15 protein-coding genes, 1 tRNA gene and 1 other RNA gene are annotated in these 15,101 nt (G+C 70.5%); 12 read left to right on the plus strand and 5 right to left on the minus strand.

Annotated elements, in window-relative coordinates:
• Nucleotides 1-58 precede the first annotated feature (58 nt).
• The 3 genes from QWJ90_RS12130 (at nt 59) to QWJ90_RS12140 (ending at nt 2,173) form a co-directional block, all read left to right on the plus strand.
• Nucleotides 59-439 (plus strand): RNA polymerase-binding protein RbpA, encoded by a 381-nt coding sequence (locus QWJ90_RS12130; RefSeq protein WP_290108110.1) that lies wholly within the window; start codon nt 59-61, stop codon nt 437-439.
• A gap of 86 nt (nt 440-525) precedes the next feature.
• Nucleotides 526-1,281 carry a polyphosphate--glucose phosphotransferase gene (gene ppgK, locus QWJ90_RS12135; RefSeq protein ID WP_290108111.1) on the plus strand — a complete coding sequence of 252 codons (756 nt, stop codon included), beginning with the start codon at nt 526-528 and terminating at the stop codon, nt 1,279-1,281.
• 193 nt (nt 1,282-1,474) lie between these two features.
• A complete protein-coding gene (locus QWJ90_RS12140) occupies nt 1,475-2,173 on the plus strand; it encodes a hypothetical protein (protein WP_290108112.1) in 699 nt (232 codons plus the stop codon).
• A gap of 2 nt (nt 2,174-2,175) precedes the next feature.
• On the opposite strand, the gene rnpB is transcribed toward QWJ90_RS12140, so the two are convergent.
• The 3 genes from rnpB to QWJ90_RS12155 all read right to left on the minus strand — a co-directional run bounded on the left by rnpB (nt 2,176) and on the right by QWJ90_RS12155 (nt 5,003).
• Nucleotides 2,176-2,544, minus strand: an RNA gene (gene rnpB / locus QWJ90_RS12145) — RNase P RNA component class A.
• A gap of 33 nt (nt 2,545-2,577) precedes the next feature.
• Nucleotides 2,578-4,311 carry a bifunctional 3'-5' exonuclease/DNA polymerase gene (locus tag QWJ90_RS12150; protein ID WP_290108113.1) on the minus strand — a complete coding sequence of 578 codons (1,734 nt, stop codon included), beginning with the start codon at nt 4,309-4,311 and terminating at the stop codon, nt 2,578-2,580.
• Entirely contained in the window at nt 4,269-5,003 is a 735-nt protein-coding gene (locus QWJ90_RS12155; RefSeq protein WP_290108114.1) for a zinc ribbon domain-containing protein, read from the minus strand. Before QWJ90_RS12155 ends, QWJ90_RS12150 begins: the two co-directional genes overlap by 43 nt.
• Before the next feature lie 63 nt (nt 5,004-5,066).
• Between QWJ90_RS12155 and QWJ90_RS12160 the strand changes: the two genes are divergently transcribed.
• From QWJ90_RS12160 to QWJ90_RS12200, 9 genes are all read left to right on the plus strand, one after another.
• Nucleotides 5,067-5,142: transfer RNA gene (locus QWJ90_RS12160), tRNA-Val, on the plus strand.
• A 120-nt stretch (nt 5,143-5,262) separates the two neighbouring features.
• Nucleotides 5,263-5,436, plus strand: coding sequence for a hypothetical protein (locus QWJ90_RS12165; RefSeq protein ID WP_290108115.1), 174 nt, complete (start codon nt 5,263-5,265; stop codon nt 5,434-5,436).
• A gap of 33 nt (nt 5,437-5,469) precedes the next feature.
• Complete coding sequence (locus QWJ90_RS12170) at nt 5,470-5,745, plus strand: hypothetical protein (RefSeq protein WP_290108116.1); 276 nt, start codon at nt 5,470-5,472, stop codon at nt 5,743-5,745.
• A 164-nt stretch (nt 5,746-5,909) separates the two neighbouring features.
• Nucleotides 5,910-8,636 carry a pyruvate dehydrogenase (acetyl-transferring), homodimeric type gene (aceE, locus tag QWJ90_RS12175; protein ID WP_290108117.1) on the plus strand — a complete coding sequence of 909 codons (2,727 nt, stop codon included), beginning with the start codon at nt 5,910-5,912 and terminating at the stop codon, nt 8,634-8,636.
• Nucleotides 8,637-8,734: 98 nt separating this feature from the next.
• Nucleotides 8,735-9,940, plus strand: coding sequence for a PucR family transcriptional regulator (locus QWJ90_RS12180; protein WP_290108118.1), 1,206 nt, complete (start codon nt 8,735-8,737; stop codon nt 9,938-9,940).
• A gap of 89 nt (nt 9,941-10,029) precedes the next feature.
• On the plus strand, nt 10,030-10,938 hold the full coding sequence (locus tag QWJ90_RS12185) for an ACP S-malonyltransferase (protein WP_290108119.1): 909 nt from the start codon (nt 10,030-10,032) through the stop codon (nt 10,936-10,938).
• A gap of 17 nt (nt 10,939-10,955) precedes the next feature.
• Nucleotides 10,956-11,957: a beta-ketoacyl-ACP synthase III gene (locus QWJ90_RS12190; protein ID WP_290108120.1), complete on the plus strand. Its 1,002-nt coding sequence runs from the start codon at nt 10,956-10,958 to the stop codon at nt 11,955-11,957.
• Nucleotides 11,958-12,047: 90 nt separating this feature from the next.
• A complete protein-coding gene (locus QWJ90_RS12195) occupies nt 12,048-12,293 on the plus strand; it encodes an acyl carrier protein (protein ID WP_156241243.1) in 246 nt (81 codons plus the stop codon).
• Between the two features lie 85 nt (nt 12,294-12,378).
• Nucleotides 12,379-13,620 carry a beta-ketoacyl-[acyl-carrier-protein] synthase family protein gene (locus QWJ90_RS12200; protein ID WP_290108121.1) on the plus strand — a complete coding sequence of 414 codons (1,242 nt, stop codon included), beginning with the start codon at nt 12,379-12,381 and terminating at the stop codon, nt 13,618-13,620.
• An 85-nt stretch (nt 13,621-13,705) separates the two neighbouring features.
• On the opposite strand, the gene QWJ90_RS12205 is transcribed toward QWJ90_RS12200, so the two are convergent.
• Both QWJ90_RS12205 and QWJ90_RS12210 read right to left on the minus strand, forming a co-directional pair.
• Nucleotides 13,706-14,209 carry a DUF3145 domain-containing protein gene (locus QWJ90_RS12205; RefSeq protein WP_290108122.1) on the minus strand — a complete coding sequence of 168 codons (504 nt, stop codon included), beginning with the start codon at nt 14,207-14,209 and terminating at the stop codon, nt 13,706-13,708.
• Nucleotides 14,210-14,650: 441 nt separating this feature from the next.
• Entirely contained in the window at nt 14,651-15,100 is a 450-nt protein-coding gene (locus tag QWJ90_RS12210) for a MarR family winged helix-turn-helix transcriptional regulator (RefSeq protein WP_290108123.1), read from the minus strand.
• Between the last annotated feature and the right edge of the window lies 1 nt (nt 15,101).

Here is a 15,101-nt window from a genome sequence, read left to right on the forward strand (position 1 = left end):
TCGGATGATCCGCACAGCCGGAAGCGTTACAAATGGTGACCGACGAGAGGACTTCACCATGGCAGATCGCAGCCTTCGTGGTATCCGACTCGGCGCCCAGTCTCTTCAGAGCGAAGAGGGCGTCGTGTTCATGGAGCGCAAGGAGCAGACCTACGTCTGCGGCGCCTGCGGGCGGGAGACGACACTCGTGTTCGCCGCCGACGCCGAGGCTCCCGAGACGTGGGAGTGCCGCACCTGCGGCGGGGAGGCGCTGCTCAAGCTCGACAAGGGCACCGTCGAGGTGGACCACTCGGGCGAGAAGGCAGCCCGCACCCACTGGGACATGCTGCTCGAGCGTCGCTCGATCGAAGAGCTCGAGGAGCTTCTCGCGGAGCGCCTGGCCTTCATCCGCGATCGCCGCGGCGCTGGGCAGGACCCCACCCGCGTGAAGAGCGCCTGACGCACACGTCTTGCAGACGCCGACCCTCCGGGGTCGGCGTCTTCTTCGTGTCGGGAGCGGTCCCACGCGGCGGATAGGCTTTGACCATGGCGAAGACTGTGGACCGTGCTGTCGGAATCGACATCGGAGGGACCGGCATGAAGGCCGGCATCGTCGACCTCTCCGAAGGCACAATGCTGAGTGATCGTGTGCGGATCGACACCCCCAAGGGAGCGCACCCGGCGGATGTCCTGCGCACCGCTCACGACCTTCTCGAGCTGCTCGGCCCCGACGTCGAGGGCCTGCCCCTGGGAGTCTGCTTCCCCGCGATCGTGAAGGGCGGCCGCACCCTGTCGGCCGCGAACATCTCGCACGACTGGATCGACTTCGAGGCCGAGAAGTTCTTCGAGGATGGCCTGGGCCGAGAGATCCACTTCGTCAACGACGCCGACGCGGCCGGCCTGGCGGAGGCGCGCTTCGGCGCGGCGAAGGGCCGCAAGGGCCTCACCATCCTCACCACCCTCGGCACCGGCATCGGCTCCGCGTTCATCTACGACGGCGTGCTCATCCCCAACACCGAGCTCGGCCACCTCATCTGGGAGGGCGATTCGATCGAGCGCTTCGCCGCCGCGACCGCCCGCGAGCGCAACGACCTGTCGTGGGAGGAGTGGGGCAACCGACTCCAGAAGTTCTACGCGCACGTCGAGTTCCTCTTCTCCCCCGATCTGTTCGTCGTCGGCGGCGGCGTGTCGAAGAACCCCGAGAAGTTCATGCCGTACATCACCACACGCGCGGAGATGGTCACGGCCGTGCACCGAAACAACGCCGGCATCATCGGCGCGGCGTCGCTCGCGCAGGTCTGAGAGCTCTTTTTGCCGTTCACACGATTCGCGATCCGGGTGAACGGCTGGCTAACGTGGGGTGGTCCGCCCGCTGCCCGCACATGAAGAGAGCCATGGTTTGATTGCTGTCCGATCCGCCGCCCCGACCACGGACGAGGACAGCGCGAGGGCGCGGCTGGATACGCGGCCACTCAGCCGCGCCCATCAGATCCGGATGCTCCGTGTCATCCTCCTGCTCGTCGACGCGATCATCCTGGCCGGGTACCTGGCTTTCCTCTGGAACAGGCACACCGGCGGCGGCACTGACGGCGGCGTCTTCGCCAGCTCGGGCTGGAACGGCGACGCCGATGGCTCGCACGCCGAGATCTTCGGGCACTGGCAGCTCATCGGCGGCGCCGTCATGCTGGTCTTCCTCTCCGTCGCCAGGCGCGCACCGCTCTACGGGGCCTGGGCGTTCGCGTTTCTCGCACTGACCGCCGACGACCTCTTTCTGATCCACGAGCGCGCCGGCGGGTTCCTGTGGCGGGCTCTGTCGTTTTCGCCCACTGCCGGCCTCAGACCGGTGGATCTGGGCGAACTGTGCGCCTGGGGCGCGGAAGGGCTCGTCGTCGGGGCTGTCCTGCTCATCGCCACCCTGCGAGCCAGGCGCCGCGCGAGGCGCGACTCGCTCACGCTGTTCGTCCTCGTTCTCGTGCTCGCCGTCTTCGCGGTCGGCATCGACCAGCTCCATATCATCGTCGAGCCTCATGTGCCCCACCTGGTGGCGGTGGCGCTGACCCTCCTCGAGACCGGCGGTGAGCTCGTCGGGATGACGCTGCTCGTGCTCGCCGTGCACGCGATGGCCATCCGCCCCGGGGGCGTCGCGCCGAGCGTCTCGTCGCGGTCCGACCCTGACGGTCTTCACGACCGATAGGGCGAATGGGCCGGCCTGTACGCCGGGTTCTGTCCCGGGGCTCGCGCCCCATCGACGGCCATCTCTCTCGGCGACACGTTGCCGTGCCGCTCCAGCGACCTACCCGAGGACTCGGCGGGCCGCGTCAACATCCTCTGTCTGGTCTTGCTCCGGGCGAGGTTTACCTGGCGGGTCATGTCGCCATGACCCCCGGTGGTCTCTTACACCGCCGTTTCACCCTTACCGGGACAAATCCCGGCGGTCTGTTCTCTGTGGCACTGTCTCGCGGATCACTCCGGGTGGGTGTTACCCACCGCCCTGCCCTGTGGAGCCCGGACGTTCCTCGGCGCGGTGCGGCGAACCGCCCGCGACGCGACCGTCCAGCCGGCCCATTCGCGCTCCCAGTCTACGGGAGCGCTCGTGGCTCACTTCGCCGCTGACCGTTCGACGCGCACGTCCACCGGAAAGTCGATGGGGAACCCGCCGAACAGCAGCCGTCCCGCCGAGTCGGCTGCCGCGCGGATGGCCATGGCCACGTCCTCCGCGAACCTCTCGGGAGTGTGCACGAGCACTTCGTCATGCAGGAAGAAGGCCAGGTGCGGTCGGTGGGCGAACGCCGGGCCGGAGGGCGCGGCGGCATCCGCGTCGCTCACGGTGCCGAGAGCGGTGAGCCGCAGGCGCAGGTCGGCGAGCCAGGCGAGAGACCACTCGGCCGCGGTGCCCTGCACCACGAAGTTGCGCGTGAACCGCCCCCGGTCGCGCGCGGCGCGCCGTGCGCCGGCGACGAGCGCCGCTGAGGCCTCCGCACCGCTGGCCTTCGCCTGCAGCTCGCGCCACGCCTCCTCCGGTGCGGGCGAGGTTCGGCCGAGCCGGGTCCGGACCACTCCCCCGTCCTCGCCGGCCCGTGCGGCCGCGTCGACGAGCGCCATGGCATCGGGAAAGACCTTTCGAAGGCGCGGAACGAGGCGACCGGCATCACCCTGCGTCGCCCCGTACATCGCGCCGAGCACGGCGCTCTTCGCCTCGGAGCGGGTGGCTACGGCGCCACTGGCGACGACGCCCTCGTAGAAATCCGCGCCGGCAGCGGCCCTGGCCATCCGCTCGTCGCGGGCCATCGCCGCGAGCACACGAGGCTCGAGCTGTGCGACGTCCGCCGACACGATCCGCCAGCCCGGGTCGGCGCGGACAGCCTCCCGCAGGGAGCGCGGGATCTGCAGGGCTCCCCCGCCGGACGAGGCCCAGCGCCCGGTCACGACGCCGCCGGGAAGGTACACCGGACGGAAGCGCCCCTCGCGCACCCATTCGTCCAGCCACCCCCATCCGTTGGCGGCCAGAAGGCGAGCCATGCGCTTGTACTCGAGCAGCGGCGCGACGACGGGATGGTCGTGCTGGCGGAGCTCCCACTTGCTCGTCGACTCGACGAAGACGCCGACGCTGCGCAGCGCGCGCAGCAGCTTGGGCGGCGAGTCCAGGCTGGCTCTCGGGTCGTCGAGAGCCTCGCGCACCTGCGCTGCAGCCTCCTCCATCCGCGCGGGCAGCCCGCCGGACCGGCGCGCGCCGAGAGCGGACGTCAGCAGCTCGTCGTGACGCCGCGCGTCCCACGGGATGCCCGCCGCCCGCATCTCCGCGGCGACGAGCGCGCCGGCCGACTCCGCGGCGAGAAGGAGCCGCATCCGGCCAGGGTCGAGCGCTCGCGCGGCGATCTCCTGCTGCGTCCGCCACTCGTCCACCGTGGCGGCGAGGTCATCGAGCGCGCTCTCGTCAGCGCGCGCGGCGACCTCGAAGAGGGCAGGTGCCGCCGCGGGCTCGGCGGCGAGCGGTGCCGCGTCCCACGGGTGCGCGAGCGCGTCGGGCGTCACCGCGTGATGGAGGATGCGGTGACGCAGCCGCAGGTCGTCGCAGCGCTCGACGCGCACGCCGTGCTCCAGCAGTCGCGGGTACCACTGCGCGGTGTCGGACCAGACCCAGCGCGGCCGATCCTGCGCCTCGCGTCGGCCGACCCACGCGGCGACGCCACGACCATCCGCCGCGTCTGCCACCCGCTCGCGCACGACGCCGTCGTCGAGGGAGATTGCGACGACGGCGTCGCCCTCGCGCCCGAGGGCGATGGATGGCGTCAGAGCCCGGACTCCTCGGTGCGAACGAGGATGCAGCCGCACTCGGGGCAGTTCGCGATCTGGTCGGCGGGAACGGCGCGCAGCGCCTGCAGGTCGCTCGGGGCCATCATGACGTGGCACCCACCGCATGCGCCGCGGGTGAAGGGCGCCGCCGCGACGACGCCGCGCTGAGCGAGACGGTCGTACGCCGCGGTCAGCGGAGCGGGGATCCGCTCCGCCACGGCAGCGCGGTCGCGGGTGAGCGCTTCGATCTCGCGAGCCGATCCATCCACGTGGGCCTTGCCCTCCGCGCTCAGACGCTGCCCCTCGGCGGTCGTCTCCGCCAGCAGCGCCTGCTGCTCGGCGACCGCGGCCTCCGCCGTCTCGAGGCGCTCCATGAGCTCGAGCTCCGCGTCCTCAAGGGAGCGCAGGCGCTGGGTGAGCGCCTCGATCTCGCGCTCGAGCGCCTGCGCGTCCTTCGCGCTGGCCGACCCGTCGAGGCGCTGACGGTCCCGCGTGCGGCGCTGCTCGGCGAGCGACACGTCCGACTCCAGGCGTGTCACCTCGGCCTGCAGCTCGTCGCGGGCGCCCACGCGCACGGCGAGCTCGTGGCTCTGCGCGGTGCGCTGCGCGACGAGCTCCTGCACGCGCGCCGCCTGAGGCGGGTTGCGCCGCGTCGCCTCCGCCTGACGCAGGCGGCGGTCGAGGTCGGCGAGGTCGAGGAGGAGGCGCTGGTCGGCGGGGCTGGCGTTCACCCCTCCAGCCTACGGTCGCGGGGTGCACGACGCCTCGACGCGAGCCCGTAGAATCGACGGCGAGGGCCTTTAGCTCAGCTGGTAGAGCGCCACGTTTACACCGTGGATGTCGTCGGTTCGATCCCGGCAGGGCCCACCATGACGCATCCCATGGCGGCGGATGTCGCCGGCGGCTAGCCCCACGCGCTTCGGAGGTCAAGGCGATGGAACGCGGCGACCCGCCGTCCTAGGCTGAGGCCCCCTCAGCAAAGGAGCCATCATGTCGAATCCGTTCCCCGCACCGTTCCCGCTTCCCGGTGACCGCTCCGACGACGATCTCCCCACCACCCAGACGGATGGCGAGACCGTGCTGGACCCGGACGCGAACGACGATCTCGTGGACAGCGCCGACGCCGACCGCCTCGCTGCAGGCGACAACGAAGACGAGATCTGATCGTGCCGCGGCCTGCCATGTGAGGATCCGACCATGCGAGCCTTCGACCGCGACTTCATCGACGCCGCCGTGCGCACGACGCAGCTCGTGACAGTGGGCAAGACGCTCTACTCCTTCGAGCCCACGCCCGTGCAGAGCCCCATCTGGTACCCCGACCTGCGCGTGAAGCGCGACCACCGCCCCTGGGGCTGGGTCGTCGCGCAGGGCGACGGCAGCTACGCGATCCACGTCTCGGAGCAGCCGGGAGACCCGCCGACGAGAGTCGGGCGCGGAGCCACCGTCGAGCAGGCGATCCGCTCGGCCCTCTGAATCGGATGGCCCGGGGTCGACAGACGCCGGGCCATCCGTCCTGCGCGCCCCACTCCCGAGGGAAGGACTAGGCTGGCTCCGATGCGCGTGCATCGGCCCGACCGGGAGCTGCACGCCTCGCTCCGTTCCGCGGCATGATCTGCCCGCCAGACGAAAGGTCACCTGTGGCTGTTCACGACCAGGATCCGTACTCGCAGGGGGCGCACGACAGCGACCCGGAGGAGACCAGCGAGTGGCAGCAGTCGCTCGACGAGCTGGTCGACGTCAAGGGCTCCCAGCGCGGCCGTGAGGTCATGCTCAGCCTGCTCCAGCGCTCCCAGCAGCTGCGACTCGGCGTGCCCATGGTCCCGACGACGGACTACGTCAACACCATCGCTCCCGAGGACGAGCCGAATTTCCCCGGCGACGAGGAGCTCGAGCGCCGCTACCGTCACTGGATCCGCTGGAACGCCGCGATCACGGTGCACCGTGCGCAGCGCCCGGGCATCGGAGTCGGCGGGCACATCTCCACCTACGCCTCGGCCGCCTCGCTCTACGAGGTCGGCTTCAACCACTTCTTCCGCGGCCAGGACCATCCGTCCGGCGGCGACCAGATCTTCTACCAGGGCCACGCCTCCCCCGGCGCGTACGCCCGTGGCTTCCTCGAGGGCCGTCTGACCGAGGCGCAGCTCGACGCGTTCCGCCAGGAGAAGTCGGGAGCGCCCAACGGCATCCCCTCGTACCCGCACCCGCGCATGATGTCGGACTTCTGGCAGTTCCCGACCGTTTCGATGGGCCTCGGCCCGATCAACGCGATCTACCAGGCCATGACCAACAAGTACCTCGCGAACCGCGGGATCAAGGACGTCGCGGACTCGCACGTGTGGGCCTTCCTCGGCGACGGCGAGATGGACGAGGTCGAGTCGCGCGGACAGCTGCAGGTCGCGGCGAACGAGGGCCTCGACAACCTCACGTTCGTGATCAACTGCAACCTCCAGCGCCTCGACGGCCCCGTCCGCGGCAACGGCAAGATCGTGCAGGAGCTCGAGAGCTTCTTCCGCGGCGCCGGCTGGAACGTCATCAAGGTCGTGTGGGGCCGCGAGTGGGATGACCTCCTCGCCCGCGACGCCGACGGCGCGCTGCTGAACCTCATGAACGCCACCCCCGACGGCGACTTCCAGACGTACAAGGCCGAGTCCGGCGCCTACGTGCGCGAGAACTTCTTCGGTCGCGACCCGCGCGCGCTCGAGCTCGTCAAGGATCTCAGCGACGAGGACATCTGGCACCTGCGTCGTGGCGGGCACGACTACCGCAAGGTCTACGCCGCGTACAAGGCGGCGATGGAGCACAAGGGCCAGCCGACGGTCATCCTCGCGAAGACGGTCAAGGGCTACGGCCTGGGCCCGCACTTCGAGGGCCGCAACGCGACCCACCAGATGAAGAAGATGACGCTGGACGACCTGAAGCTGTTCCGCGACACCATGCAGATCCCGGTGTCCGACGCCCAGCTCGAGGCCGACCCGTACCGTCCGCCGTACTACCACCCGGGCGCGCAGGACGAGACGATCCAGTACATGCTGGAGCGCCGTCGCGAGCTCGGCGGCTTCCTCCCCGAGCGTCGCAGCAAGCACGTCGCGCTGAACCTCCCCGAGGACAAGGACTACGCGTTCCCGAAGAAGGGCTCGGGCAACCAGGAGGTCGCCACGACGATGGCGTTCGTCCGGATGCTCAAGGACCTCATGCGGGTCAAGGGCTTCGGCAACCGCATCGTGCCGATCATCCCCGACGAGGCGCGCACGTTCGGCATGGACTCGTACTTCCCCTCGGCGAAGATCTACAACCCGAACGGCCAGAACTACACCTCGGTCGACCGCGAGCTGCTCCTGGCCTACAAGGAGAGCCCGCAGGGCCAGATCATGCACGTCGGCATCAACGAGGCCGGCGCCGCGGCGGCGTTCACGACCACCGCGACGTCGTACTCCACGCACGGCGAGCCGCTGATCCCGGTCTACATCTTCTACTCGATGTTCGGCTACCAGCGCACCGGCGACGCCTTCTGGGCGGCGGGCGACCAGCTCGCGCGCGGATTCATCATCGGCGCCACCGCCGGCCGCACCACGCTCACGGGCGAGGGCACCCAGCACGCAGACGGCCACTCGCCGCTGCTGGCCTCGACCAACCCCGCGACGCTCACCTACGACCCGGCGTTCGGGTACGAGGTCTCGCACATCGTGCAGTCGGGCATCGAGCGCATGTACGGCGGAACGCACCCCGACCCCGACGTCATGTACTACCTCACGGTGTACAACGAGCCGATGCGGCAGCCGGCCGAGCCGGCGGACGTGGACGTCGACGGCATCGTCAAGGGCATCCACCGCATCTCGGTGGGCACCGGCGACGGTCCCCGCGTGCAGCTGCTCGCCTCGGGCGTCGGCGTGCCGTGGGCACTCGAGGCTCAGGAGCTGCTGAAGAGCGACTGGGGCATCGTGGCGGATGTGTGGTCCGTCACATCGTGGACGGAGCTGCGTCGCGACGGCCTGGCCGCCGACGAGCACAACTTCCTCCATCCCGAGGAGGAGCCGCGCCAGGCGTACCTCACGCAGAAGCTGCAGGGCGCGGAGGGCCCGTTCATCGCGACGAGCGACTTCATGCACGCCGTGCAGGACCAGATCCGTCAGTGGGTCCCCGGGCCGTACTACACGCTCGGCGCCGACGGCTACGGCTTCGCCGACACGCGTGCGGCCGCCCGCCGCTACTTCAAGATCGACGGCCCCTCGATGGTCGTCCGCGCGTTGCAGTCCCTCGCGGACCAGGGCGCGGTGGACCGCTCCGTCATCGGCCAGGCGATCGACAAGTACCGCATCCACGATGTGACCGCCGGCGCGTCCGGCAACGCGGGCGGAGACGCCTGAACCGCGGCAGCGGAACGACAGAAGGCGGGGCCCCCGGGAAGCGGGGCCCCGCCCCTGTGTTCGCGGAGAGAACCGTGTCACCCGAGGAGAGAGCGACGATGGACAAAGCGGCGACGCTGGCGTGGCTGCGCCGTATCTCCGGCGACGTCGCCACCGCGGTGCTGCAGCGCCTCGAGGAGACGCTGCCGTGGTACACGGAGATGCCTCCGGCCCGGCGCTCGGCAGTCGGCCTCGTAGCCCAGGCGGGTATCAGCTCCTTTATCGAGTGGTACGAGGACCCCACCGGCACGCCCTCCATCGCAGCGGACATCTTCGACGCGGCCCCGCGGGAGCTGCTGCGCAGTGTGAGCCTGCAGCAGACCCTGCAGCTCGTCCGGGCCACGGTCGACGTGATGGAGGAGCGCGTGATGGGCCGCGGCGACCAGCTGCGCGAGTCGATCCTCCTCTACTCCCGCGAGGTCGCCTTCACCGCGGCCGACGTCTACGCCCGCGCGGCCGAGTCCCGCGGCCTCTGGGACGCGCGCCTCGAGGCGCTCGTCGTCGACTCCATCCTCACGGGCGAGACAGACGAGGAGCTGCCGAGCCGCATCGCCGCCCTGGGGTGGCACGGGCACGGCGAGGTGTCGGTGCTCGTGGGCACCACTCCCCCGATCTTCGACGTCGACCAGGTGCGGCGCACCGCGCGTCGCCTGGGTGTCGACGTGCTCATCGGCGTGCAGGGGTCGCGGCTCGTGCTCGTCCTCGGGCGTGCGCATGCGCCGGGGCGCGAGCCCGCCGACGCCGAGGGCGAGCTGTCGTTCGGCGACATCGCCGACGCGCTCGAGCCCTGCTTCGGCCCGGGTCACCTCGTCCTGGGTCCCGCGATGCCCGCGCTCGTCGACGCCAGCCGCAGCGCGCGGGCGGCTCTCGCCGGGTTCGCCGTGGCGCGCGCATGGCGCCATGCACCGCGACCGGTGGAGGCCGACGACCTCCTCCCCGAGCGCGCCCTCGCCGGCGATCCGCTCGCGAAGCAGACGCTCATCGAGCGGATCTTCCGACCGCTCGAGGCGCACTCCACGGATCTCGTGACGACGCTCTGGAGCTACCTCGACAACGGCCGGTCGCTCGAGGCGACCGCGCGCGAGCTGTTCGTGCATCCGAACACCGTGCGGTACCGGCTCAAGCGCGTGAGCGACGTGATCGGATGGGACGCCACCGGCCCGCGGGAGGCGCTCATCCTGCAGACGGCCCTGATCCTCGGCTCGATCGGTCCGAAGGATGCCGTGCGTCGTCCGGTCCGACGGTCCCGGGACGGCCGTCGCTGAGCCGGAGTTATCCGACACACATAACGGATCCACGGATTCTTGTGACGATCCCGCCAGCGGATCGGCGTGCGGGTTGGCATGATTGACGAGTGATCGTCGCCGCTTTCCCCGGACAGGGGTCCCAGACGCCCGGATTCCTCAGCCCATGGCTCGAGCTCGACGGGGTGCGCGAGCGCCTCGAGGCTGCGTCGGACGCGGCCGAGGTCGACCTCATCGCCGCCGGAACCGAGTGGGACGCCGACCGCATCCGCGACACGCGCGTCGCGCAGCCGCTGATCGTCGCGGCCAGCCTCGTCTCGTACGAGGCCCTGCGCGCCCGTGCCGGGGAGCCGGGCGCTGTCGCCGGCCACTCCGTGGGCGAGATCGGCGCGCTCGTCGCGGCCGGCGTGCTCGGCTTCGAAGACGGCATGCGCCTCGTGGGCGAGCGCGGCCGCGCGATGGCCGAGGCGGCCGCGCAGGCGGACACCGCCATGAGCGCCGTCGTCGGCGGCGTCGAGGGCCAGGTGCTGCAGGCGATCGCCGACGCCGGTCTGGAGCCGGCGAACTTCAACGGCGGCGGTCAGATCGTGGCCGCCGGCTCGAGGGAGGGGCTCGCCGCTCTCGCCGAGAACGGCCCGCGGGGCGCGCGGGTCATCCCGCTTCAGGTCGCCGGCGCTTTCCACACCTCCTACATGGCCCCCGCCACCGGCGCGCTGCAGACCGCGGTCGACGCGATCGCCGAGGTCGGCGATCCGACCCTGCCGCTCTGGACCAACAGCGACGGCACGACGGTGCCCACCGGTGCGCGCGCGCTGGAGCTCATCGTCCACCAGGTGAGCCACCCCGTGCGGTGGGACCTCTGCATGAACTCGTTCGTCGACGCCGGGATCGCCGGACTCGTCGAGCTCGCTCCGGCGGGCGCTCTCACCGGCCTCGCCAAGCGCGGGCTCAAGGGCGTGCCGACCGTTGCGGTGAAGACCCCGGATGATCTCGACGCGGCAGCAGCGCTGCTCGCGTGAGTGAGGAGAAGACCACGATGACCCCCATGCTGAAGGAAGCGACCGGAAGCGCGCACTCGCGCATCTACGCCTACGGCGCTGCGCGCGGCGAGAACGCCGTCCCCAACGACGACCTCATCGGCCCGATCGACTCCAGCGACGAGTGGATCCGCCAGCGCACGGGCATCGTCACGCGCGTCCGCGCGGACAAGGAGACGACGGCCGTCGACCTCGCCGCCGACGCCGCGGCCGAGGCCATCCAGCGGGCCGGGGTCGCGCCATCCGACATCGACCTCGTCATCGTCGCGACCATCAGCAACCCTCGGCAGACTCCATCGGTCTCCGCCATCGTCGCCGACCGCGTCGGCGCGAACCCCGCCGCCGCCTACGACGTCAACGCGGCGTGCGCGGGCTTCTGCTATGCGGTCGCGCAAGCCGACGCGCTCATCCGCTCGGGCGGAGCGCGCTATGCGCTCGTCATCGGCACCGAGAAGCTCAGCGACATCGTCGACCCGACCGACCGCTCCATCTCGTTCCTGCTGGGCGACGGCGCCGGAGCGGCCCTCCTCGGGCCGAGCGAGACGGCGGGCGTGTCGCAGACCCTCTGGGGCTCGGATGGTTCGAAGTCCGAGGCGGTCCGCATGAACGCCACCCTCACGCAGTTCCGCGATGGCGAGGCCGAGTGGCCCACGCTGCGGCAGGAGGGCCAGACGGTGTTCCGCTGGGCCGTCTGGGAGATGGCGAAGGTCGCGAAGCAGACGCTCGAGGCGGCGGGCATCGAGCCGGCCGATCTCGCCGCGTTCATCCCCCACCAGGCCAACATGCGCATCATCGACGAGTTCGCGAAGCAGCTGGGCCTGCCAGACACCGTCGCCATCGGGCGCGACATCGCCGACACCGGCAACACCTCGGCGGCATCCATCCCGCTCGCCGCGCATCGTCTGCTGGAGGAGAACCCGGAGCTCTCCGGCGGTCTGGCCCTGCAGATCGGCTTCGGCGCCGGTCTCGTGTTCGCGGCCCAGGTCGTCGTCCTTCCCTGACGCCTCCACGGTTCCGGGTCGCCGCGCCTCTAGACTGTTGGGCGGTTCCCGACCTGTTGTGATCAACCAAACCGCGAAAGAGAGATAACCATGGCATACACGAACGACGAGGTCCTCGCGGGCCTGGCCGAGCTCATCACGGACGAGACCGGCATCGATGCTTCCGAGGTCGCCCTCGAGAAGTCCTTCACCGACGACCTCGACATCGACTCGATCTCGATGATGACGATCGTCGTCAACGCCGAGGAGAAGTTCGGCGTCACGATCCCGGACGAGGAAGTCAAGAACCTCAAGACGGTGAAGGACGCCGTCGACTTCATCACCGCCAACCAGTGATGCTCTCGGGCGTCGCGCCGGGCGGTCACGCCGTCTCGGCGTGACGCCCGCTGAAGCCTTTCACCGAACACAGGGGAACCACGTCATGACCAAGCGCATCGTCATCACCGGACTCGGCGCGACCTCCGCCATCGGCGGCAACGTCGAGGACAACTGGCGCAATCTGCTCGCCGGCGTCTCCGGCGCCCGCCCGCTCGAGCACGACTGGGTGGAGAAGTACCAGCTCCCGGTGACGTTCGCTGCCGAGGCCATCGTGCGGCCGGAGGAGGTCCTCCCCCGGCACGAGGCCAAGCGCCTCGACCCGTCGACGCAGTTCGCGCTGATCGCGGCTCGCGAGGCGTGGGCCGACGCGGGTGAGCCGGATGTCGCTCCGGAGCGCCTCGGCGTCGACTTCGCCACCGGCATCGGCGGCGTGTGGACCCTGCTCGACGCGTGGGACACGCTGCGCGAGAAGGGACCGCGCCGCGTCATGCCGCTCACGGTCCCGATGCTCATGCCCAACGCGGCGGCCGGCAACCTCTCCCTCCAGTTCAACGCGCGCGCCTACGCCCGCACCGTGGTGAGTGCCTGCGCCTCGAGCACCGAATCGGTGTACAACGCCTACGAGCACCTCCAGCAGGGTCTCGCTGACGTGGTCATCGCCGGCGGAGCGGAGTCGGCCATCCACCCCATCACCGTGGCCTCGTTCGCGTCCGCGCAGGCGCTCTCGCGTCGCAACGACGACCCGGCGCATGCTTCGCGTCCGGGCAGCGTCGACCGCGACGGCTTCGTCATGGGCGAGGGCGCTGCCGTCCTCATCCTCGAGACCGAGGAGCATGCGAAGGCCCGCGGCGCGAAGATCTACGGCTACCTCATGGGCGGCGGCGTGACCGCCGACTCGTACCACATCACGGGCAACGACCCCGAGGGCTGGGGTGCGGCTCGCGCGGTCGAGCAGGCGCTCGCTGTCGCCGGCGCGAGCCCCGACGACGTGACGCACATCAACGCGCACGCCACCTCCACGCCGGTCGGCGACCCGAACGAGTACGTCGCGCTCAAGCGCGTGTTCGGCGACCGCATCGACGAGATCCCCGTCTCCGCCACCAAGGCGTCGACGGGTCACCTCCTCGGCGGAACCGGTGCGCTCGAGGCCGTGTACACGGTTCTCGCGCTGCGCGACCGCGTCGCCCCGCCGACGATCAACATGACCGAGCAGGACCCGGAGGTGCCGTTCCGCCTCTCCGGCGAGCCGCAGCCCCTCGGCGACGGCCCGCAGCTCGCCATCAGCAACTCGTTCGGCTTCGGCGGCCACAACGCGGTCGTCGCGATCGCGTCCTACGAGGGCTGACCCCGGCCATCCCCGCACGGCAAGACGCCCCAGGAGTTCTCTCCTGGGGCGTCTGCCGTTCTGGGTGCTCCGAGCGCGAGCCTGTTCAGCCCACCTGGTGGAGCCAGACCACCGGGGCGTCGTCGCTCGCGGTGCGGAATGCCTCGAGCTCCTCATCCCACGCGCTGCCGAGAGCGACGTCGAGCTCGCGGCGCAGCTCGAACGGGTCGGCGCCGGCGATCTCCATCGCGTACCGGATGCGATCTTCGGGCACGACGACGTTGCCCGCGCTGTCGATCTGCGCGTAGTGGATGCCGAGGTCGGGCGTGTGCATCCAGCGTCCGCCGTCGCTGCGGGGCGTCGGGTCCTCCGTCACCTCGAACCGCAGGTGCTCCCATCCGCGGATGGCCGTCGCGAGTGCCGCGCCGCTGCCGGCGTAGCCCTCCCAGTAGTACTCGGTGCGACGAGCCCCGGGCAGCACCGGCTGGTCCTGCCACTCGAAGTTCACGGCCCGGCCGAGGGATCGGCCGACCGCCCACTCCAGGTGCGGACACAGTGCTCGTGGCGCCGAGTGGATGTAGACCACTCCGCGCGCGATGGGTGTCGCCATGATCTTCTCCGTTCGTCAGGTGCGTCTTCCCCTACGACCTGACCGGGCGGATCCGGCGATTTCTGTTCGGTTCTCCCTGCATTATCACCCGCGCTCTCGCGAAATGACAAGCGTGTGATCCCCGGCGACACGCCGGAGCCGACCCCGGTCGAGACCGGCTTCGATCCGATCGCCCTCCGGGACTGCGGACCTCATGGCACGGAGGGCCTGCACGGCGTTCACAAGCACTGACCACGGGCTCGGGGCGCGGTGTGGAATCTCGGATGGCCGGGGCTGGTGTGCGCGAGTCGGCCTCAGCCGGGCATGCCAGCCCCGCCGGTCCGAGATCCGGCACGCGAGACGCGCCAGCGCCTCCGGGCCAGCGGCGGAAAGAGCACCCAGCGCTGCGCGCGGGTACGACAGAACCCCGCTGCCGTATCCGGCAGCGGGGTTCGAATCGAGTCAGACCTCGGCGAGCAGTCGGAAGACCTTCGAGGCGGCGAGGATCTCCTCCTCGGTGACCTCGCCCATCCCGTCGTGCAGGCGGGCGGCGTACTCAGCGCGCAGCCGACTCAGCTGCGCGGAGGCTCGCGGTGTCGCCGTGAGCACCCGGAGCCGCCCGTCGCGTTCATCCGCGCGCGACTCGAGCAGTCCGAAGTCCTCGAGCATCCGCACCTGGCGACTGACGACCGACTTGTCCATCTCGAACCGCTCCGCGAGCTGGTGCGCATTCGCCGACCCGGCTCGGTCGATGAAGCTGAGCAGCTTGTACCCGGCCACCTGCAGTTCCGGATGGAGCCGAGCGGCCGACTCCTTCCAGAGTGAACGCGCTCGCACGAAGATCAGATTGAGGTCACCCTGCAGATCTGCGAGGGCGCCTGCCATCTGCGTGCCCGGCTCGGTGACGATCATC

Source organism: Microbacterium oryzae (genome assembly GCF_030406385.1).
Taxonomy (GTDB): Bacteria; Actinomycetota; Actinomycetes; order Actinomycetales; family Microbacteriaceae; genus Microbacterium; species Microbacterium oryzae_A.

Excerpts from the sequence above, each read along its gene's own strand:
- QWJ90_RS12130 (WP_290108110.1), top strand. The coding sequence starts at position 59 with ATGGCAGATCGCAGCCTTCGTGGTATCCGACTCGGCGCCCAGTCTCTT.
- ppgK (WP_290108111.1), top strand. The coding sequence starts at position 526 with ATGGCGAAGACTGTGGACCGTGCTGTCGGAATCGACATCGGAGGGACC.
- QWJ90_RS12140 (WP_290108112.1), top strand. The coding sequence starts at position 1,475 with ATGCTCCGTGTCATCCTCCTGCTCGTCGACGCGATCATCCTGGCCGGG.
- QWJ90_RS12165 (WP_290108115.1), top strand. The coding sequence starts at position 5,263 with ATGTCGAATCCGTTCCCCGCACCGTTCCCGCTTCCCGGTGACCGCTCC.
- QWJ90_RS12170 (WP_290108116.1), top strand. The coding sequence starts at position 5,470 with ATGCGAGCCTTCGACCGCGACTTCATCGACGCCGCCGTGCGCACGACG.
- QWJ90_RS12180 (WP_290108118.1), top strand. The coding sequence starts at position 8,735 with ATGGACAAAGCGGCGACGCTGGCGTGGCTGCGCCGTATCTCCGGCGAC.
- QWJ90_RS12190 (WP_290108120.1), top strand. The coding sequence starts at position 10,956 with ATGACCCCCATGCTGAAGGAAGCGACCGGAAGCGCGCACTCGCGCATC.
- QWJ90_RS12195 (WP_156241243.1), top strand. The coding sequence starts at position 12,048 with ATGGCATACACGAACGACGAGGTCCTCGCGGGCCTGGCCGAGCTCATC.
- QWJ90_RS12200 (WP_290108121.1), top strand. The coding sequence starts at position 12,379 with ATGACCAAGCGCATCGTCATCACCGGACTCGGCGCGACCTCCGCCATC.
- QWJ90_RS12205 (WP_290108122.1), bottom strand. The coding sequence starts at position 14,209 with ATGGCGACACCCATCGCGCGCGGAGTGGTCTACATCCACTCGGCGCCA.
- QWJ90_RS12210 (WP_290108123.1), bottom strand. The coding sequence starts at position 15,100 with ATGATCGTCACCGAGCCGGGCACGCAGATGGCAGGCGCCCTCGCAGAT.